The organism is Quatrionicoccus australiensis (assembly GCF_020510525.1).
Lineage (GTDB): Bacteria > Pseudomonadota > Gammaproteobacteria > Burkholderiales > Rhodocyclaceae > Azonexus > Azonexus australiensis_B.
Genome location: NZ_CP075188.1, coordinates 3,698,217 through 3,718,262 on the forward strand (window position 1 = coordinate 3,698,217; position 20,046 = coordinate 3,718,262).

15 protein-coding genes and 1 CRISPR repeat array are annotated in these 20,046 nt (G+C 62.8%); of the genes, 6 read left to right on the forward strand and 9 right to left on the reverse strand.

Annotation, left to right across the window (positions count from 1 at the left end):
- Positions 1-47: 47 nt before the first annotated feature.
- From KI612_RS17655 to KI612_RS17665, 3 genes are all read right to left on the reverse strand, one after another.
- Positions 48-896: an HDOD domain-containing protein gene (locus tag KI612_RS17655; RefSeq protein ID WP_226441368.1), complete on the reverse strand. Its 849-nt coding sequence runs from the start codon at positions 894-896 to the stop codon at positions 48-50.
- Between the two features lie 89 nt (positions 897-985).
- On the reverse strand, positions 986-1,453 hold the full coding sequence (gene ssb / locus KI612_RS17660; protein ID WP_226441369.1) for a single-stranded DNA-binding protein: 468 nt from the start codon (positions 1,451-1,453) through the stop codon (positions 986-988).
- A gap of 12 nt (positions 1,454-1,465) precedes the next feature.
- Complete coding sequence (locus tag KI612_RS17665) at positions 1,466-2,674, reverse strand: MFS transporter (RefSeq protein ID WP_226441370.1); 1,209 nt, start codon at positions 2,672-2,674, stop codon at positions 1,466-1,468.
- Positions 2,675-2,933: 259 nt separating this feature from the next.
- On the opposite strand from KI612_RS17665, the gene aspA reads away from it, so the two are divergent.
- The 6 genes from aspA to KI612_RS17695 all read left to right on the forward strand — a co-directional run bounded on the left by aspA (position 2,934) and on the right by KI612_RS17695 (position 10,190).
- Entirely contained in the window at positions 2,934-4,358 is a 1,425-nt protein-coding gene (aspA, locus tag KI612_RS17670) for an aspartate ammonia-lyase (protein WP_226441371.1), read from the forward strand.
- 42 nt (positions 4,359-4,400) lie between these two features.
- A complete protein-coding gene (locus KI612_RS17675; RefSeq protein ID WP_226441372.1) occupies positions 4,401-5,705 on the forward strand; it encodes a dicarboxylate/amino acid:cation symporter in 1,305 nt (434 codons plus the stop codon).
- Between the two features lie 103 nt (positions 5,706-5,808).
- On the forward strand, positions 5,809-6,561 hold the full coding sequence (locus KI612_RS17680; RefSeq protein ID WP_226441373.1) for a sulfite exporter TauE/SafE family protein: 753 nt from the start codon (positions 5,809-5,811) through the stop codon (positions 6,559-6,561).
- 30 nt (positions 6,562-6,591) lie between these two features.
- Positions 6,592-8,463, forward strand: a complete 1,872-nt coding sequence (locus tag KI612_RS17685) for a sensor histidine kinase (protein WP_226441374.1) — start codon at positions 6,592-6,594, stop codon at positions 8,461-8,463.
- Positions 8,456-9,790, forward strand: a complete 1,335-nt coding sequence (locus KI612_RS17690; RefSeq protein ID WP_226441375.1) for a sigma-54-dependent transcriptional regulator — start codon at positions 8,456-8,458, stop codon at positions 9,788-9,790. The genes KI612_RS17685 and KI612_RS17690 overlap by 8 nt, the downstream gene beginning before the upstream one ends.
- A gap of 142 nt (positions 9,791-9,932) precedes the next feature.
- On the forward strand, positions 9,933-10,190 hold the full coding sequence (locus KI612_RS17695; RefSeq protein WP_226441376.1) for an addiction module protein: 258 nt from the start codon (positions 9,933-9,935) through the stop codon (positions 10,188-10,190).
- Between the two features lie 464 nt (positions 10,191-10,654).
- Here the strand turns inward: KI612_RS17695 and KI612_RS17700 are convergent, their stop codons facing one another.
- The 6 genes from KI612_RS17700 to cas5e form a co-directional block, all read right to left on the reverse strand.
- The gene (locus KI612_RS17700; protein WP_404818064.1) at positions 10,655-10,903 is read right to left on the reverse strand and encodes a transposase; all 249 of its coding nucleotides are present in this window, start codon (positions 10,901-10,903) and stop codon (positions 10,655-10,657) included.
- On the reverse strand, positions 10,903-11,940 hold the full coding sequence (locus KI612_RS17705) for an IS630 family transposase (protein ID WP_226440294.1): 1,038 nt from the start codon (positions 11,938-11,940) through the stop codon (positions 10,903-10,905). Before KI612_RS17705 ends, KI612_RS17700 begins: the two co-directional genes overlap by 1 nt.
- Positions 11,941-11,978: 38 nt before the next feature.
- Positions 11,979-17,375: direct repeats of the CRISPR family, unit length 29 nt; unit sequence GGGCCTATCCCCGCGAACGCGGGGGAACC.
- 67 nt (positions 17,376-17,442) lie between these two features.
- Complete coding sequence (gene cas2e / locus KI612_RS17710; protein WP_028995711.1) at positions 17,443-17,739, reverse strand: type I-E CRISPR-associated endoribonuclease Cas2e; 297 nt, start codon at positions 17,737-17,739, stop codon at positions 17,443-17,445.
- Positions 17,711-18,604 (reverse strand): type I-E CRISPR-associated endonuclease Cas1e, encoded by an 894-nt coding sequence (gene cas1e / locus KI612_RS17715; RefSeq protein WP_226441377.1) that lies wholly within the window; start codon positions 18,602-18,604, stop codon positions 17,711-17,713. The genes cas2e and cas1e overlap by 29 nt, the downstream gene beginning before the upstream one ends.
- Entirely contained in the window at positions 18,598-19,335 is a 738-nt protein-coding gene (cas6e, locus tag KI612_RS17720; protein ID WP_226441378.1) for a type I-E CRISPR-associated protein Cas6/Cse3/CasE, read from the reverse strand. The genes cas1e and cas6e overlap by 7 nt, the downstream gene beginning before the upstream one ends.
- Positions 19,332-20,045: a type I-E CRISPR-associated protein Cas5/CasD gene (cas5e, locus tag KI612_RS17725; protein ID WP_226441379.1), complete on the reverse strand. Its 714-nt coding sequence runs from the start codon at positions 20,043-20,045 to the stop codon at positions 19,332-19,334. Before cas5e ends, cas6e begins: the two co-directional genes overlap by 4 nt.
- Position 20,046 lies beyond the last annotated feature (1 nt).

Genomic DNA, 20,046 nt, shown 5'->3' on the forward strand with positions numbered 1-20,046 from the left:
ATGCACTCCAAATAACAAGGGCGCCGAAAAACGGCGCCCCGAGAGCGTCAACCGCCCAGTGCAGACTTCAGCGACTGCACTTCTTCCTGCGACTCCTCGATGATCGAGGCCAATGTCTCGGGATCAAGAATCGACTCCAGCATTGATGTATCGACAACACCATCCAGCTCGGGATCGCGCCAGCAGGCAGCCCGGTTGGCAATCTTGTTGGCGACATAAAGCACATCGGAAAGCGAATGGATTTCCTTGATTTCGCGATCGGTTTCATGCTCCTGCACGGCCACCAGCACCGACTCCGGCAGGTTCAAGGCCGAGAGCAGCGCATGCCCGATGTTGTCGTGCCAGCCGACGAGCAGCGCGTGCAACTCCGGCTTGTCGTTGACCAGCTCAGGGAAATTGGCAGCACGCGACATCAGGTAGAAAACACCGATATCGTGCACCAGGCCGGCAAACATCGCCTCGTCGCCGTTGATCTTGGCAATCTTGCGCGCCAGCACGCGGCACAGCGCGGCAACGTGCGAAGTGTGTTCCCACAGGCGCTGCGAAATCCCCTCGAACGGCTGCATCTGCTTCGACTTGAGCAACTGCTCCATGGCCACGGCGAAAGAGACCGTGCGCACCGCTTCCATGCCGACCCGGACGATGGCGCTCTTGACGTCGGCAATCTCGCGCCCGGACGGGTTCATCGCGACCGAGTTCGACATGCGGATGATCTTGGCGCTCATCAACGGCTCGGCCCCAACCAGCTTGGCCAATTGCTCGACGTTCAGATTGGGGTCCTTCAGTGCCGTCCGCACCTGAAAGGTGATATCGAGAAAGGTCGGAAAAGAAATCTCGTTGCCGGACAAATCCCTGGCGATATCTTCGAGAATCTTGAAAGTGACGGCGTTGGACATGGTGAATTAACCCTTAGATAAAAACGACGCCCGGCGCAGGCCGCCACAGGCGGGCGGCCGATACGACGGGCACAAGTCGCACCAATCGTTCAGAACGGGATGTCGTCACCCAGATCATCGAACGAAGGTTTCGGCTTGTTGCGGGCCGGGGCCGGGGCGTAATCGGTCGGCTCGCTGTCGTAACCACCACCGCCACCGGAAGACGCCGGCGCACCCATGCCTTGACGCGAGCCGAGCATTTTCATCTCGTCACCGCGGATTTCGGTGGTGTAGCGTTCCTGGCCATCCTTGTCGGTCCACTTGCGCGTGCGCAGGCTGCCTTCGATATAAACCTGCGAGCCCTTTTTCAGGTACTGGCCGCAGATTTCAGCCAGCTTGCCGAAGAAGGAAATGCGGACCCATTCCGTCTGCTCCTTCTTTTCGCCGGTCTGCTTGTCCTTCCAGCTATCCGTGCAGGCAATGCTGAAATTGCAGATTGCCTCGCCGCTGGCCGTATAGCGCATCTCCGGGTCGCGACCCAAATTACCGATACCGATCCATTTATTAACCGAAGCCATACCCACGTCTCCCTAAACAGTTTGAGCCGCAGCCGGCGGCACGCGCCGCTGCGGGAAATTCATCGAATTCGTCACCACCAGCCAGATCAGCAGCAATCCGGCGCACATGGCAAAAACGGCATTATCGCCTAAATGCTGCGCAAGATAACCGCCCAATGCGCCACCGGTGAACAAGCCCAGTGCCTGGGTCGTGTTGTAGACGCCCAGAGCCGCCCCCTTGGCCGCTGGCGGCGCGGTACGCGAAACGAGCGAGGGCAGCGTTGCTTCCAGCACGTTGAAGGCAACGAAGAAGAGCAGCAGCCATAACGCCAGCCCCCACAAGCTCTGGCCGAAGGCGAGCAGGCCAAGCTGGACGACGATGAGCAGGGCGACGGCGGCACGGAAAATCGGCCGCATCTTGTCCTTGCGCTCGGCAGCAATGATCGCCGGCACCATGATCGCGAAGGACACCAGCACCGCCGGCAAATACACCATCCAGTGCGACGCGGCCGGCAGGCCGCCGTGATTGACCAGGGCGTGCGGCAGCACGACGAACATCGCCATCTGCACCAGATGCAGCACGTAGATACCGAGATTCAGGCGCAGCAGGTCGGGATCGAACACCACCCGGCGCAGCGGCAGCTTTTCGTGGCCATGCGGCGGCGGCGCCGGCGGCACCGCCTTGAGCAGCAAGACAATGGCGGCGAGCGCCAGGCCACCGGTCATGCAGAACAGGCCGCCCATGCCGATCCAGCCATAAAGCAGCGGAGCGCCAACCAGCGACAGCGCAAAAACGAGACCGATCGACGAACCGATCATCGCCATCACCTTGGTGCGGTGCTCCTCACGCGTCAGATCGGCGGCGAGCGCGGTGACTGCGGCCGAGATCGCACCGGCGCCCTGCAGCACGCGACCAACGATGATCCAGGTCATGTCCGGCGCCCAGGCTGCGACAAAACTGCCCAGCGCGAAGATCAGCAGGCCGATCACGATCACCTGCTTGCGTCCGAAGATGTCGGACGCGATGCCGTAGGGAATCTGGAACACGGCCTGGGTCAGGCCGTAGGCACCCAGCGCGAAACCGACCAGGGCCAGGTTGTCGCCGCCGGGCAGGGTTTTCGCATAGACCGAAAACACCGGCAGGATCAGGAACAGCCCCAGCATGCGCAAGGCAAAGATGGAAGCCAGCGAAGCGCCGGCACGGCGCTCTTCGGGACTCATGCGATCGGAAGGGGAGGTCATTTTGACTTGTAATTGTTGCGTTGCAGCGAAGCGGGAATCTTAACAGATAGCAAAGCACCGCCTTCGCGGCAAACGTGTTCGGAAATCCGAACAGCCCGAATGGCAAGAGGGTCGGAAACCCGTAACGGGCGCGCCGCCACCCATCAGAAAACCCCATCAAATCAAGGTCCGGCTAATTCCCGAAGACTGGCACGCGACGTGCGAAAGAAAAGCTGCTGTCGGGTCATTCCTGGCGGTCAACGACAACACAGGAGACAAAATGAACACGCCCCCCACCAGCCGCATCGAACACGATCTGCTCGGCGACCGCGAGATCCCGGGCACCGCCTACTACGGCGTCCATACCCTGCGGGCGCTGGAAAATTTCGCCATCACCGGCATTTCGATTGCCGTCTATCCCGACCTGATCCGCGCCCTGGCCCAGATCAAGCAGGCAGCCGCCCAGGCCAACCACGAACTCGGCCTGCTCGATGGCAAACAGGCAGATGCCATCGTCGCCGCCTGCAAGGAAGTGATCGACGGCCAGTGGCATGAGCATTTCGTTGTCGACGTCATCCAGGGTGGCGCCGGCACCTCGACCAACATGAACGCCAACGAGGTGATCGCCAACCGGGCGCTGGAAATCCTCGGTCACGCCAAGGGCGAGTTCAAGCACCTGCACCCGAACGAACACGTCAACATGAGCCAGTCGACCAATGACGTCTATCCGACGGCCCTGAAGCTGGCCACCTATGTCGGCATCTTCCGCCTGGTCGACGCCATGGCCTATCTGCGCCGCGCCTTCGAGCGCAAGGCAGAGGAATTCGCCGACGTGCTCAAGATGGGCCGTACCCAGTTGCAGGATGCCGTGCCGATGACGCTCGGCCAGGAATTCTCGACCTATGCCGTGATGCTCGGCGAGGACGAGGAGCGCCTGAAAGAGGCTGCCATGCTGATCCGCGAGATCAATCTCGGCGCCACGGCGATCGGCACCGGCATCAATGCCCACCCCGACTACGCCCCGCTGGTCTGCCGTCGCCTGATCGAAATCAGCGGCGTACCGGTCTTCACCGCCCCCAACCTGATCGAGGCGACGCAGGACTGCGGCAGCTTCGTGCAACTCTCCGGCGTGCTCAAACGCGTTGCCGTCAAACTGTCCAAAGTCTGCAACGACCTGCGTCTGCTTTCATCCGGTCCACGTGCCGGTTTCGGCGAAATCAACCTGCCGCCGCGCCAGGCCGGCTCGTCGATCATGCCGGGCAAGGTCAATCCGGTGATCCCGGAAGTGGTCAACCAGATCGCCTTTGAAGTGATCGGCAACGACACCACCGTGACTTTCGCCGCCGAAGCCGGCCAGCTGCAGCTCAACGCCTTCGAGCCGATCATCGCGCACAGCCTGTTCAAGAGCGTGCTGCACCTGCGCAAGGGCTGCAAGGCGCTGGCCGACCATTGCGTCGACGGCATCACGGCCAACCGTGATGCCTTGCGCGCCAGCGTCGAACGCTCGATCGGCATCGTCACCGCGCTCAACCCCTACATCGGCTACGCCAACGCCACCGAAATCGCTGCCGAAGCCCACTTGAGCGGGCGTGGTGTCGCCGAGATCGTGCTTGAACGCAAGCTGATGAGCCCCGAGCAACTGGCCGAAGTGCTGCGCCCGGAAGTCCTGACCAAGCCGCAAATGATTCCTGTCCATACCGCCTGAGCGGACTGTTCCCAATTCAATGCACACCACAAGGAAAACATCATGAAAATGAACCGACTGACGACCCTGATCGGGATCGCCATGGTGCTCGGCGTCATTGTCGGCTACGCGTGCCACACGCTCGCCGGCAGCCCCGCCGAAGCCAAGGAGATCGCCGGCTATTTCGGCATCCTGACCGACATCTTCCTGCGCCTGATCAAGATGATCATCGCGCCCCTCGTCTTCGCCACCCTGGTTGCCGGTCTGGCCGGCATGGGTGACAGCCGCACGGTCGGGCGCATCGGCGGCAAGGCGCTCGCCTGGTTTGTCGGCGCCTCGCTCTGCTCGCTGCTGCTCGGTCTGGTCTTTGCCAATCTGCTGCACCCGGGCGAAGGACTGAGTGTGCCGCTGCCGGAAGTGGGCAGCGCCGTGAATCTGAAAACCAGCGCGCTGAACCTCAAGGATTTCATCACCCACGTCTTCCCGAAGAACATCTTCGAAGCCATGGCCGCCAATGAAATCCTGCAGATCCTCGTCTTCGCCGTCTTCTTCGGTCTGGCACTCGGCCACCTGCACAACCAGATGGCACGCAGCCTGGTCGGCACCATGGAAGAAATCGTCCATGTCATGCTGAAAGTCACCGACTACGTCATGCGCGTCGCCCCGATCGGCGTCTTCGGCGCGGTGGCCGGCATCATCACGACCCAGGGCCTGGGCATGCTGCTCGTTTTCGGCAAGCTGCTGGTCAGCTTCTACATCGCCCTCGCCGCACTCTGGCTGGTCTTGATCGCGGCCGGTTATTTCGTGCTCGGCAAGGATGTCTTCCGCCTGCTCAAACTGGTGCGCGGCCCGATGCTGGTCGGTTTCTCGACGGCAAGCAGCGAATCGGTCTACCCCAAACTGATGGAACAGCTGGAAAAATTCGGCATCAAGAACCGCGTCATCGGTTTCGTACTGCCGCTCGGCTATTCCTTCAATCTCGACGGCTCGATGATCTACACCACCTTCGCGGCGCTGTTCGTCGCCCAGGCCTACGGCATCGAGCTCAGTCTCGGCACGCAGATCACCATGCTGCTGGTGCTGATGGTGTCCTCCAAGGGCATCGCCGGCGTACCGCGTGCCTCGCTGGTCGTCGTCGCCGCCGTGCTGCCCATGTTCAACCTGCCGGAAGCCGGCCTGCTGCTCGTGCTCGGCATTGACCACTTCCTCGACATGGGGCGCACCGTCACCAACGTGCTCGGTAATGCCATCGCCACCGCCGTTGTCGCCAAGTGGGAAAACGCCATCGACCCGGTCGATGCGTCACTGGCCGAGGCCGATGATGCACTGCCGGTACCGGACGACGAGTTCCTGACCCAATCCGCCTGACGCAACCTCTCCTCCGGGTTCGCTCAGGCACAATATGGGCGAACCTTTTTGCCAACCCGGTGCCCTGCACCGGGTTCTTTTTTTCCCGATTGCTGAAAAGACCATGATCGACTGGTACATCCTCGCCCCCGCTGCCTTCTTCGCCGGCATGGTCGACGCCGTGGTCGGCGGCGGCGGCCTGATCCAGATCCCGGTGCTGCTCTCCACCTTCCCGCAAACCGCCATCCCGACGCTGTTCGGCACCAACAAGGTATCGAGCATCGCCGGCACCGCCTCCTCGCTGTGGCGCTACGCGCGCAGCGTGCAGATTCCCTGGCGCCTGGTGCTGCCCGCCACCGCTGCCGCGCTGCTTGGCGCCTGGATCGGCGCCGCGCTGGTCGCCTGGATTTCGCGCGAGGCGATGCGCCCGCTGATCGTCATCCTGATGCTGGTCGTAGCGGTCTACACCTTCAAACGCAAGGATTTCGGGCAGAGCGAAACGCACGAGATGCGCCCCGGCGATCCCTGGCGCGGCGCCCTGTTCGGACTCATCATCGGCCTCTACGACGGCTTTTTCGGGCCGGGCACCGGCAGTTTCCTGATCTTCGGCTTCGTCCGCGTCTTCGGCATGGATTTCGTGCGCGCCTCGGCCAGCGCCAAGGTCATCAACGTCGCCACCAACATCTCGGCGATCGGCTTCTTCGCCAGCCACGGACCGATCATGTGGACGGTCGGTCTGGTCATGGCCGCCTGCAACCTGGCCGGAGCGCAAGTCGGTACCCATCTCGCCCTGAAGCACGGCGCCGGTTTCATCCGCAAGGCCTTCCTGCTCGTCGTCGCCATCCTCATCGTCAAGCAACTGGCCGACCTCTTCTGACGCTACCATAGGCCCCACCGCCGACCGATCATGCCCAGCCACTCGCCCCTGCGCTACCTGACGCTGTTCCTGCTGCTCGCCGCCCTTGCTGCGCTGAGCGGTTTCGGCACGCACCGCGTCGCGCAGCAGCTGGGCATCGCCGACCTGCAGACCACCGGCCTGCACCGCCTCGACCTGTACACCGCCAGCCTCGAACGCGAAATCGGCAAGTACGCCTTCCTGCCCGGCACCCTCGGCCTCGAACCGGATGTCGTCGAACTGCTCCGCCAGCCGCAGGACAACAAGCGCCAGCCGGCGGTCAACGCCTATCTCGAACAACTCAACGAACGCGCCGGCACGCTGTCGATCTACGTCATCGACGCCGGCGGCCGGGTGCGCGCCTCGAGCAACTGGCAGCGCGACGACAGTTTCGTCGGCGAGGACCTTTCCTTTCGCCCCTATTTCCGCGATGCGATGAACAACGGCAGCGGCCGCATCTTCGGCATCGGCACGACGCGCGGCGAACCCGGCTACTACCTGTCGTCGCGCCTCGCCGACCGCGGCCAGACGCTGGGCGTCGCGGTCATCAAGGTCAGCCTCGAGCAACTGGAAAAATCCTGGAGCACGGGCGAGGCACCGGCCATGGTCAGCGACGAGAACGGCGTCGTCATCCTCGGCTCGGTCGCCGACTGGAAATTCACCACCCTGCGCCCGCTAGACGAGGCGACGCGCAGCGCCTTCGACCAGACGCAGCAATACAACCGGCGCGCCCTGAAACCGCTCGGCCTCAAGGAAATCCGCGAACTCGACCACGGCGCCCGACTGGTCCGGATCAGCGGCGACAGCCCGGAAATGGTCTCGGTGTACCCGGTGACCGGGCGCTTTCTCGCGCAATCGCGGCCGCTGCCCGGCACGCCGTGGACGCTGACCGTCTTCTCGCATCTCGAACAGGTCGACGATATCGCGCAGAGCCGCGCCACGGTCGCCGGTGTTGTTGCCGTGCTGCTCTTCATGTTCGGCCTGATGCTCGTCGAGCGCCGCCGCCACCTGAAAGACCGGCTGGCCGCGCAGCAGGCGTTGCAACAGGCGCACGACGAACTGGAACGGAAGGTCGACGAACGCACGGCCGATCTTTCCGCCGCCAACCACCTGCTGCAGGACGAGATCGCCGAACGCATCCGCGCCGAGCGCACCTTGCGCGCCGCCCAGGACGAACTGGTCCAGGCCGGCAAGCTTGCCGTCATCGGCCAGTTGTCGACCGGCATCGCGCACGAACTCAACCAGCCGCTCGCGGCGCTGCGCACGCTCTCCGGCAACAGCGTGCGCTTCCTCGAACGCGGCGACCTGACGACAACACGTACCAATCTCGAACGCATCGCCCAGCTCGTCGACCGCATGGGGCAGATCACCGGCCAGCTGCGCAATTTCGCCCGCAAGTCGAGCGGCCAGTTGCAGCCGGTGGCGCTCTGCCACGCCATCGACAACGCGCTGGCCCTGCTCGAACCGCGCCTGCGCCAGGCCAACGCCGAGATCGTGCGGCATTGCCCGCTGCCCGAACCGCGCGCCCTGTGCGACGCCAACCGCCTCGAACAGGTGCTGATCAACCTGATCGGCAACGCCCTCGACGCGATGGCCGGCCAGGCCGCGCCGCAGATCGAAATCGACTGCCGCGGCGAAACCGGCAGCGCCCGCCTCGCCGTGCGCGACCACGGCCCCGGCCTCGACGATACGGCGCAGGCCCACCTCTTCGAGCCCTTCTTCACGACCAAGCCGGCCGGCGACGGGCTGGGCCTCGGCCTGACCATTTCGGCCGGCATCATCCGTGATTTCGGTGGCACACTGACAGGCAGCAACCACCCCGCCGGCGGCGCCGTATTCACGCTGGAAATGCCCCTTTTTGACGAGTCGACCGCTGATGACTGAAGCGCTCAAGGTATTGATCATTGAAGACGACCCCGATGTCGCGCTGGGTTGCGAACAGGCGCTGCAGCTCGAAGGCATCGCCGCCGAATGCGCCGGCTCGGCCGAACAGGCGCGCAAGAAGCTCGGGCCCGACTTTCGCGGCATCGTGGTCAGCGACGTGCGCCTGCCGAAAATGGACGGCATGGCCTTCCTGCGCGAACTGCTCGCCCTTGACCCGGAACTGCCGGTCGTCCTGATCACCGGCCACGGCGACGTGACGATGGCCGTGCAGGCGATGAAGGACGGCGCCTACGATTTCATCCAGAAACCCTTTGCGCCGGAATTTCTCGTCGACGTCGTCCGCCGCGCCCTGGAAAAGCGCCGCCTCGTCCTCGAAGTGCGCGACCTGCGCCGCCAGCTCGCCCAGCGCGACCAGCTCGAAGGCAAGCTGATCGGCCGCTCGCCGGGCATGCAGAAGCTGCGCCAGATGCTCACCGGCCTCGCCGACAGCGCCGCCGACGTGCTCATCCACGGCGAAACCGGCAGCGGCAAGGAACTCGTCGCGCGCAGCCTGCACGAAGCCAGCCCGCGCCGGAACGGCAACTTCGTCGCCATCAACTGCGGCGGCCTGCCGGAAACCCTGTTCGACAGCGAAATCTTCGGCCACGAAGCAGGCGCCTACACCGGCGCTGGCAAGCGCCGCATCGGCAAGATCGAACACGCCAACGGCGGCACGCTCTTCCTCGACGAAATCGAGAGCATGCCGCTCGCCATGCAGATCAAGCTGCTGCGCGTGCTGCAGGAACGCACGCTGGAGCGCCTCGGCTCGAACACGACCATCGCCATCGACTGCCGCGTCATCGCCGCGACCAAGACCGAGCTGCTCGAACTCTCGGCCAAGGGCGGCTTTCGCGCCGACCTCTACTACCGGCTCAACGTCGCCACGCTCAACCTGCCGCCGCTGCGCGAACGGCGCGAAGACATCCCGCTGCTCTTCGAACACTTCCTCCTGCTCGCCGCCGCCCGCCACCAGCGGCCGGTACCCGAGATCCCCGCCGCCCGCATCCAGCAACTGGTCGGCTACGCCTGGCCGGGTAACGTGCGCGAACTTAGAAACGTCGCCGACCGCTGCGTGCTCGGCATCGAAAGCGGCTCGCCGCCCTTCGGCCAACCCGCCGCCGACGGCCCGACGCCGCTCGCCGCCACCGTCGAAGCCTTCGAACGCGCCCTGATCGCCGACGCCCTGCGCCGCCACGGCACCCTCGGCCGCACCGCCGAAGCCCTCGCCGTCGCCAAGACGACGCTGCACGACAAGATCAGGAAATACGGGCTGGACGAGCTGGGCTGAGAACAACACTTCAGCGCGACTCAAGCCAGCAAGGCAGTTCAGGCAATCAGATCAAGTGCGTCGGCACACATCGCTCAACACCACTTATGGCGCGACCAACATCCTTGAGGTAGCCTTTCTTGAGATAAGCGGAGGTTGCACCATGATCAATTTATCTTTTGAAGACATCGAAGCCGCTGCTCTGCAACTTTCACCGGCCGAGCGCACTAGATTGGCATGGTTTCTACTACTCAGTCTGGAGCAGGACGATGTGGAGCTGGACGACTCAATCCTCGCTAGCTGGGTCGAAGAAGCCGAACGTCGCGGAGACGCTTACGATCGAGGCGAAATGGGCGCTATCAACTTCGATGAATCAATTGCCCGAGCCCGTGCAAGGATCGCCAAGCGCAAGACAGAATGACAGCAATTTTTTCGGAAGACAGCGCAAACCGAATTTGATGCCGCTATCGATTACTACGTCGAACACACCAAGCAGCGTATCGACAGAGCTTTTCTGCAAGACGTTCAACACTTACGCCAGCCTTAACGAGCGCACTGAAGTACCCATACCTTCTTAAACCACTCACATGCCATCCATTTGCGCAATTTCCCCTACACGCAGATATAGCAATCTTTCCTCCTGCGCATGGAAAACCGGTTTTGTGGATCGTAGCCAGCAAGTCCTTAAAGCTCGGAAATAGCTGAACACCCATTGCAGCCAGACGACCGACGGACCTACCCCCGCGCTAGCGGGGGAACCTTATCCATATCAATCGGGATGTATTTTTCGCGGGGCCTATCCCCGCGAACGCGGGGGAACCTCCGTGGGGCGTCACATTTAACGATTTATTAGGGGCCTATTAACCCGGCAATCCAATAGGTTCATTACGCGGCATATTGGATTTTTCGGTGTCTAAAATAGGACATAACCCGTTTTGGGCGATTCTGTATTTTCATCATTGCACCTCGCACCTTTGATTCCAGTTCATCCCGATTCCTGGCAGGCTTTCCGCCATGAACCAAGGCCTTCAGGTCGCAATTCAGATACTCGTCCGGATTGAGTTCCGGGGCATAGGCGGGCAAGAAGAACAACTCAATGTGCTCGGTATTAACCCGGCAATCCAATAGGTTCATTACGCGGCATATTGGATTTTTCGGTGTCTAAAATAGGACATAACCCGTTTTGGGCGATTCTGTATTTTCATCATTGCACCTCGCACCTTTGATTCCAGTTCATCCCGATTCCTGGCAGGCTTTCCGCCATGAACCAAGGCCTTCAGGTCGCAATTCAGATACTCGTCCGGATTGAGTTCCGGGGCGTAGGCGGGCAAGAAGAACAACTCAATGTGCTCGGTATGTTTTTCCAACCAGTCCCGAACCTTGTTGCTGTGATGCACTCGCAGGTTGTCGAGAATCAAAAACACTTTGCGTCCAGCATCACGAACCAGGCGTGCAAGGAATCGAATCAGGACAGTGGCCGTCATCGTTTCCCGATAGAGCATGAAGCGCACTTTCCCCTGGTTGGTGACCGTGGAGATCATGTTCGTGGCAAACCGGCTGCCGGGCACCCTTTGAACAGGTGTTTTTCCCGCTGGCGCATAGCTCCGGCCATGTTGGCAATCGCTACGGATGCCCGTTTCGTCACCCCAGTGAATCTCCGCCCCTTCGTCCTTGGCGCGCCGGGCGATGCGTGGGTAACTCTCCTTGAGCCAAGCCTCCACCAATTCAGGTTTCTGCTCATAGGCCCGCTTCAACGGCTTCTGCGGTGTAAAACCCCAGCGCTTGAGATACTCACCGACCGTCCGAATCGGCATGTCGATCTTGAAACGACGATGGATCAACTCCTGAACTGCTGCCCGTGTCCAGAGCGCGAAGGAAAGCTTGAGTTGGTCAGGCATTTTCTCGCTGATCAACTGCTGCACTGCCCACTCCTGTTCCACGCTGAGTGTGCGTCGCTCACCAATCTCCGTGCCTCTTTTGCCGCCTTCTACCGCCGACTTGAGGCCTTCTGCCTGGTAGCGCGACCACCAATATTGGACCGTACGGGAATGTACTCCGACCGCTAATCCAATCTCGGCAAATTCGCGTCCGTTCATTCGCATGCGAAGCGCTATCTTGCGCTTCTCCTTTTGTTGCTCTGGCCTGAGCTTGCGGGCATCTTCTTTATCCATGCAAATATCATAACATAAACGCCCTATCTATTTGCCAGGTTAATATCCCCGCGAACGCGGGGGAACCGCCGCCGGCTTTTCCATTCAAGCCGATGGCTGGGGCCTATCCCCGCGAACGCGGGGGAACCATCAGCGATTACCTGCTGCCCCGATCTGGCGTGGGCCTATCCCCGCGAACGCGGGGGAACCTCGCCGGACATCATCGACGCGATGAGCTTCGCGGGCCTATCCCCGCGAACGCGGGGGAACCGTTGAGCTGCCCGCCAGCCTCGTCGACGTCGCGGGCCTATCCCCGCGAACGCGGGGGAACCCAGTTCCTGCCGTTCCTGCCCCTGCTCCATCCGGGCCTATCCCCGCGAACGCGGGGGAACCGCCAATATCCGCGTGCCGCTGTTCTATGCCGAGGGCCTATCCCCGCGAACGCGGGGGAACCGCCAAGCTCTCCGATAACCTGCGGCCCGCATCGGGCCTATCCCCGCGAACGCGGGGGAACCCTTGAGGAGGCTGACCCTCGCACGACAGCCGAGGGCCTATCCCCGCGAACGCGGGGGAACCCTTGAGGAGGCTGACCCTCGCACGACAGCCGAGGGCCTATCCCCGCGAACGCGGGGGAACCTAGTCGCCATCGTCCGGCACTTCGATCAGGCCGGGCCTATCCCCGCGAACGCGGGGGAACCGCCCTGGGGGATATCTACTCGGGCGCGGATGAGGGCCTATCCCCGCGAACGCGGGGGAACCCTTCTATACCGGCCGGCGTCGATCTGGGCCGAGGGCCTATCCCCGCGAACGCGGGGGAACCTCGCCCACGCCGATCTGCTGAGAGACCGTCGTGGGCCTATCCCCGCGAACGCGGGGGAACCATTTCGGTTCCTATTCTTTTATTTATCGCATGGGGCCTATCCCCGCGAACGCGGGGGAACCTAGACCGAACCGATTGCAACCGCTTAACAGTCGGGCCTATCCCCGCGAACGCGGGGGAACCGGCAGACCATCGTGCCGCATGCCGGCGCCTGGGGGCCTATCCCCGCGAACGCGGGGGAACCCCGGAGTACTCCCAGCAGCGACCGCGCGTCGAGGGCCTATCCCCGCGAACGCGGGGGAACCTTCGCGGTCGGGCTGCCGCCGATCAACTCGAAGGGCCTATCCCCGCGAACGCGGGGGAACCCATGGCTCCCAGTGCACGTGATAGCCCAGGACGGGCCTATCCCCGCGAACGCGGGGGAACCGCCCCGGTAGCGCTAAGCGATGGATCTGACCAGGGCCTATCCCCGCGAACGCGGGGGAACCCACGCCGCCAGGATGCCGCGCAGCACGGGCGTGGGCCTATCCCCGCGAACGCGGGGGAACCTTGAACTCGATATACGCAGGCGATGGCGGCTCGGGCCTATCCCCGCGAACGCGGGGGAACCACGACGCCCGCGGCGATGGCATTCGTCTGGCTGGGCCTATCCCCGCGAACGCGGGGGAACCGTGTCCCATGCTGCGGCGAAGTCGGCGTCATCGGGCCTATCCCCGCGAACGCGGGGGAACCACGACGCCCGCGGCGATGGCATTCGTCTGGCTGGGCCTATCCCCGCGAACGCGGGGGAACCGTGTCCCATGCTGCGGCGAAGTCGGCGTCATCGGGCCTATCCCCGCGAACGCGGGGGAACCGCTCCAAGGCTAAACCTGCACAAGTCGTTCTCGGGCCTATCCCCGCGAACGCGGGGGAACCGCTGCTTCAGCCAGCGGCCGATGATGTCTTTCGGGCCTATCCCCGCGAACGCGGGGGAACCTTCCTGCTATGCGAACAGCCTTTTCAATCGCCGGGCCTATCCCCGCGAACGCGGGGGAACCCAGCCCGCAAACGTGCCGGCCAAACCCTTGAGGGGCCTATCCCCGCGAACGCGGGGGAACCCACTCGGTAAAGCAAAACCTGCCCGAGCGCTCGGGCCTATCCCCGCGAACGCGGGGGAACCGAGACATCACCATCGAGGACGATTTCGGGACGGGGCCTATCCCCGCGAACGCGGGGGAACCGCCCTGGGGGATATCTACTCGGGTGCGGATGAGGGCCTATCCCCGCGAACGCGGGGGAACCAAACTGACCAGCGTTTGGCGGCGTAACCGTAAGGGCCTATCCCCGCGAACGCGGGGGAACCAGGCTCGGGCGGCTTGCCCGCAGCCCCCCCGAGGGCCTATCCCCGCGAACGCGGGGGAACCAGATCGTCGCGGCGCATCACGTCCGGCTGCCGGGGCCTATCCCCGCGAACGCGGGGGAACCGTTAAGCTTTTCTTGCCGAATCATGCGCTGCAGGGCCTATCCCCGCGAACGCGGGGGAACCCCGTGCGGCAGGCAGCAGACCTTGGGGACAAAGGGCCTATCCCCGCGAACGCGGGGGAACCCGCCACCGTCCGCCGACTTGATGTAGTGACTGGGGCCTATCCCCGCGAACGCGGGGGAACCTGTTCTATGCTCCTAAGATGATTGTTCGATAAGGGCCTATCCCCGCGAACGCGGGGGAACCCCGATCGGGTCGCCGTACATCAGCTCAATGGCGGGCCTATCCCCGCGAACGCGGGGGAACCGAGAATATGCTACCGCTTTTTCTGCACCTTCAGGGCCTATCCCCGCGAACGCGGGGGAACCCCCAGCCACGCCGCCAACGAGCACGTCATCAAGGGCCTATCCCCGCGAACGCGGGGGAACCGCCATCTGCTGCATGTAATCCAGCATCCCGAAGGGCCTATCCCCGCGAACGCGGGGGAACCGTGACGGTGTACCCGGCCAGCAGCTTGGTGAAGGGCCTATCCCCGCGAACGCGGGGGAACCTTCGTGGCAGTGCCGCGAGATCGTTTCGTCCCCGGCCTATCCCCGCGAACGCGGGGGAACCGGCGCCCCGCTGATCGAGCGCGGCGAGATCACGGGCCTATCCCCGCGAACGCGGGGGAACCTATCAGGGTCGGCAACCAGAGGAAGCGCCGAAGGGCCTATCCCCGCGAACGCGGGGGAACCTTCGCCGGCCCCTGCGCGTTCCTCTCGCGACAGGGCCTATCCCCGCGAACGCGGGGGAACCATTACATCGGGGCAATTGGGGGGATTCCCCAGGGGCCTATCCCCGCGAACGCGGGGGAACCGAGCACATTGCTTTTGAAGCGATAGATGACAGGGGCCTATCCCCGCGAACGCGGGGGAACCGCAGAGCATCAGCCGCCATGGGTGAGCCGCATGGGCCTATCCCCGCGAACGCGGGGGAACCTCCATCAAACGGGCGTGGGTTTCGATTACCAAGGGCCTATCCCCGCGAACGCGGGGGAACCGTCTGGATGCAGTCCGGCGATGAAAAGATCAAGGGCCTATCCCCGCGAACGCGGGGGAACCAGAATAAAACTAATCGACCCAGGAACCAGCGTGGGCCTATCCCCGCGAACGCGGGGGAACCCTGCCCTAATCATCGGCGACATGCATGCGCGTGGGCCTATCCCCGCGAACGCGGGGGAACCCCGAGACGATGCCGACCGATGCGGCCGGAAATGGGCCTATCCCCGCGAACGCGGGGGAACCGGCATCAGCTCGGCGGCGGCGACGGCCGGTGCGGGCCTATCCCCGCGAACGCGGGGGAACCGTCAAGGGCTACGACTGGGGCAATAGCGCATCGGGCCTATCCCCGCGAACGCGGGGGAACCGTGATTATTCCTGGTGAAGATATTGACGGCGTGGGCCTATCCCCGCGAACGCGGGGGAACCGGGATTAGATTCCGAGCGCCGCTTTTATTCCCGGGCCTATCCCCGCGAACGCGGGGGAACCCGAACTTGATGCCCAATACCCCGCCGTCGGCGGGGCCTATCCCCGCGAACGCGGGGGAACCGGCCACATTGGCCAGCTCGGCGGCTTCGCTTGGGGCCTATCCCCGCGAACGCGGGGGAACCCACGCTGGCCGCGCTGCGCAAGATCAAGGATGGGGCCTATCCCCGCGAACGCGGGGGAACCGGGCATGAAGAAAGGAAACAATCATGGCAAAAGGGCCTATCCCCGCGAACGCGGGGGAACCAGCATCGAGGGCGGCGCGCTGCTCGGCTTTGAGGGCCTATCCCCGCGAACGCGGGGGAACCACTCGCTTGAATTCGATGACCCAGACCCATGGGGGCCTATCCCCGCGAACGCGGGGGAACCGATTTTGTCGATAGCTTGAAGTGGTGTATCGAGGGCCTATCCCCGCGAACGCGGGGGAACCTGGGCAGCACCGCCCCGGACTGGATGGAGCGCGGGCCTATCCCCGCGAACGCGGGGGAACCTTGCCGATTCCGGAGTATCCGCCGGACATCATGGGCCTATCCCCGCGAACGCGGGGGAACCGATGACGGCGTGCTCGGCGATGCAGGCATGCCGGGCCTATCCCCGCGAACGCGGGGGAACCCTTCTACAACGGATTAACGCCGAACGGGTACAGGGCCTATCCCCGCGAACGCGGGGGAACCCCCACAACATCGAGCTTCAATGGGTGCAGCAGGGGCCTATCCCCGCGAACGCGGGGGAACCAACGGCAGGGCAAGCTTGCCGGAGACACAGCGGGGCCTATCCCCGCGAACGCGGGGGAACCTCCGGGCCGCACCAATGATCCGACTCGCCGAAGGGCCTATCCCCGCGAACGCGGGGGAACCGCCGAAAAGTACGCGACGACGATGCCGGGCCAGGGCCTATCCCCGCGAACGCGGGGGAACCCCCATCGCACGGTTGCGGCCATTATGGTGATGGGGCCTATCCCCGCGAACGCGGGGGAACCTTGACTTCGTGCAGCCAGGCGCGAGCGCAAGGGGGCCTATCCCCGCGAACGCGGGGGAACCCCGGCGCCTCATCAAGCGAGGAATAGACTGGCGGGCCTATCCCCGCGAACGCGGGGGAACCGAGCGCAATTGCCCTTCATCGCCCGACCCATACGGCCTATCCCCGCGAACGCGGGGGAACCGGTTTCATTACTGTCTGATTGTCGCGGTCCTCGGGCCTATCCCCGCGAACGCGGGGGAACCTTGGCGGCTCATCTCTTGGCGTAGTGAAGAACGGGCCTATCCCCGCGAACGCGGGGGAACCCCAACAGGAGATGCGCCGGCAGTCCGTCAATCGGGCCTATCCCCGCGAACGCGGGGGAACCGTTTCTATCGTCTGCATCGCTGCTATCGTATGGGGCCTATCCCCGCGAACGCGGGGGAACCATGGGCAAAGACGACGACAAAGCAATCGAACTGGGCCTATCCCCGCGAACGCGGGGGAACCCCGCCAGCGCCGTGCAGGTGCGGAGGTATCGCGGGCCTATCCCCGCGAACGCGGGGGAACCGAGCGCGACCGACTCATGGCGAAAGGCATTCCGGGCCTATCCCCGCGAACGCGGGGGAACCTTGCCTTGTTTGAACAAGTCTGTCCCTGGCCGGGGCCTATCCCCGCGAACGCGGGGGAACCTCTTGTAGATAGCCCTATGATCTACAAAAGAAAACATCAAAAGTGATCCGAATTTTTAAAGAGCACTCTACAACATCCGTTTAACCAGCCAAAGGCCATCTACCTCTACGAGTTCTCTTGGGGGCTCACCCAGGGTTTTGATGCCAACCCCACCCGTTTCATTCATATCACGCCAGACCATCACAACGCTTCCTTGAGGCTCAGCCGAAAACCAGCTCTCCAAAGTCTCCCAGGCTCTCGACCTCACGCCGGGATTCATTCGAGGAGAAATATAAACAGTGGGTGCGATCTCAAGCATCACAGAAGCCAGAAACCCTCGAAACCGATATGGCACATCACGCGTCACGATCACTACCAGCGCCATCGTTTTCCTCCGTCCGCAATACCTGTTTGATCTTGTCGATCATGCTGGCAATGACATCCTGCTTCCGAAACACCGTAGACGCCTCGCGTCTGACCAGGCGGTCAATGCTGGTTTGGTCCCCGTTGATCGCTTTTTTTGCCACCGAGAAAGCAATTTGCAGCGTGATCGTGTCGCGAAACAGATCGGCAATATCCAGCACAAACGCCTGCCCGGAATCTTCGTGGATAAAGCCTAGCTGGGGAATGGCAGCCAGCGACTGAACAGCGATGGCGGCGGCTCCCTGAACGGCCGTAGCTGCATGATTGATCGCCTGATTTGGTATGTCCGTGGCCTCTGGATTGTTTCTGTCGTAATGCCGCCCATCCCAGGGAATACCGTATTTATCCGCCATCAATCGATAAATCGCCTTCACCCTCGCCCCCTCAATGCCGCGCAGCGTATCCAGATCACGATGCGGCAGGATTTCGCCCAAGCGCAAGGCATACATATGCCGCGCAACGCTGACGCGGCGACGTGGATTCCCCCATAGCTCGGCCTGACGACGAGCCACGTCTGAGCGATCAGGCAGCAATGGCGGCGCCGTGTAAGTGCGAACCCCATCCTGCCCGACAGCTGCCATCAGGGTTCCGTGTCTTGCCAGCAGGCGCAGAGCGTCATGCGTCACGCTACTGCCTGGCCCGAGCAGGATCATCGAAACCGCCTGATGTGGCACCTGCAAGACATAAGGCGTCAACGATTCCTTGCCTGCCATGAAATGCAGGCAACCATCAATCACGCAAAGTTCACCGCGCTCCAGCCAGATCAGCCCATGTCGATCCGCATGGGGAACGCGGGCCGTTTCCAGCCCGAGTCGCCCTTTCAACATGCGCTGGCCGGCCTGAGCAACAACATGCCAAAACCGAAAGCGCGATGTCGCCCTACCCCTCTGGCTAACAGACGGTTAAATGCCTCGGGATCACCGACCAGCAACTGCCCCTTGAAAACGACATCCGGCCCACTAATGCTGGCAGTTTTTCGTTTGCCGTTTTCACCGTTCCCCGTTTTGCGCAATACACGCGTGAGCTTGAACGATTCCATCCGGGTCTCGACAATTTCGGCGGCACCATCGACAGCCAGTTGTTTGAGCAGCCAGTCCGTATAAACCGCTGTTCGCTCCGCCAAGCTTCCATTTTTTGCGTCTTTTTCGCTGTCGACCGCAGGATTTATGGCGTGCAGGAAGGCATCGCGCTCCCCGCCTTCCTTACTACGCACGACCGGACGAATCCTTAACTCAAAGCCCAACCGCTGTCCCGTTTTCCAAGCTGAGGGGAATGGGCGCGCATCCAGCACATCAAGCCCCAAGGCACGGGCCACATCCGGAGTCGCCAGCGCGGCATTCAAACGCAAGCTTTCCAGATCGGCTGAGGTGTAAGCCAGCAAGCCCTGCCGCCCTCCCAGATAATGGAAAGGCTTCGGTGCCAGATCGCCGAAAGCGGAACAAAGCAGGGCGTGCAGCGCATAGCCGAAATCACCATCCGGTGACAGCAAACCATGACGCGTGGCCCACGGCGCCAGGGCTGCCGGGTCCGGTTGCAAACGCAATAACTGAAAAGTCATGTTGTCACTCCCGGCGCATCAAATACCCCTTCCCGTACGGGCCGCCACCCACCGTGGACACCGCTGGTCCAATTGCGCTCATCGCACAAATCCAGAACGTGATCACCCGGCAGAACGCCCTCGCCGTCCGGCCATTGCAAGCGCAAACGGATAGGGCTATCGGGAAACGGAACGACTTTCAGGGCTTCAAGAATGTTCGTTGCATCCTGCCAACCGGCAAACACTCGCCGACTGGGCAAACAGGTTTTCCGGCCGATGAACAAGGGGCGCGCCGGGCGATCAAGCGCTTGCGCAAGATCATCCAGCGTTGGGGTCTCTGCTGCTGGCTCCAGACGTAAGGCGACAAGAACTTTCAGGCCGGCGTGGTAATCACGGTAACGAAGGTGCGGGGAGGAATAGGCATCTGGCCCACCCCGCCGTCCCTCGGGTGTTCCCCATGTAGTCCACCCCAAATCGTCCTTGCCTAGTTGCGCAGTCTGGAAATCGGTTAGCCGCTGAACATCGCTGTCCAATCTTGCTCCGATTAACAAACGTGATTGGAGACGTTCATGCAACCCGCTCTCCTCCCGCCCATACCCCAACGCATTTGCCAGCAGGCCGGTCACCATGGAAAGCGCAGGAAAATCCCGTATTACGCCAAATTTATCGATGGTTTCCCCACCGAAGGCGATCAACGGAGCTTCCAGGCGCATCAAAAGATGGCGTGGCATG

Bases quoted from the DNA above. Each gene is read 5' to 3' on its own strand.
- KI612_RS17695 (WP_226441376.1), top strand. From the start codon at position 9,933: ATGATCAATTTATCTTTTGAAGACATCGAAGCCGCTGCTCTGCAACTT.
- cas2e (WP_028995711.1), bottom strand. From the start codon at position 17,739: ATGGCGCTGGTAGTGATCGTGACGCGTGATGTGCCATATCGGTTTCGA.
- KI612_RS17690 (WP_226441375.1), top strand. From the start codon at position 8,456: ATGACTGAAGCGCTCAAGGTATTGATCATTGAAGACGACCCCGATGTC.
- KI612_RS17665 (WP_226441370.1), bottom strand. From the start codon at position 2,674: ATGACCTCCCCTTCCGATCGCATGAGTCCCGAAGAGCGCCGTGCCGGC.
- KI612_RS17705 (WP_226440294.1), bottom strand. From the start codon at position 11,940: ATGGATAAAGAAGATGCCCGCAAGCTCAGGCCAGAGCAACAAAAGGAG.
- KI612_RS17680 (WP_226441373.1), top strand. From the start codon at position 5,809: ATGATCGACTGGTACATCCTCGCCCCCGCTGCCTTCTTCGCCGGCATG.
- aspA (WP_226441371.1), top strand. From the start codon at position 2,934: ATGAACACGCCCCCCACCAGCCGCATCGAACACGATCTGCTCGGCGAC.
- KI612_RS17675 (WP_226441372.1), top strand. From the start codon at position 4,401: ATGAAAATGAACCGACTGACGACCCTGATCGGGATCGCCATGGTGCTC.
- cas1e (WP_226441377.1), bottom strand. From the start codon at position 18,604: ATGTTGAAAGGGCGACTCGGGCTGGAAACGGCCCGCGTTCCCCATGCG.
- KI612_RS17700 (WP_404818064.1), bottom strand. From the start codon at position 10,903: ATGAACCTATTGGATTGCCGGGTTAATACCGAGCACATTGAGTTGTTC.
- ssb (WP_226441369.1), bottom strand. From the start codon at position 1,453: ATGGCTTCGGTTAATAAATGGATCGGTATCGGTAATTTGGGTCGCGAC.
- cas6e (WP_226441378.1), bottom strand. From the start codon at position 19,335: ATGACTTTTCAGTTATTGCGTTTGCAACCGGACCCGGCAGCCCTGGCG.
- KI612_RS17655 (WP_226441368.1), bottom strand. From the start codon at position 896: ATGTCCAACGCCGTCACTTTCAAGATTCTCGAAGATATCGCCAGGGAT.
- cas5e (WP_226441379.1), bottom strand. From the start codon at position 20,045: ATGCCACGCCATCTTTTGATGCGCCTGGAAGCTCCGTTGATCGCCTTC.
- KI612_RS17685 (WP_226441374.1), top strand. From the start codon at position 6,592: ATGCCCAGCCACTCGCCCCTGCGCTACCTGACGCTGTTCCTGCTGCTC.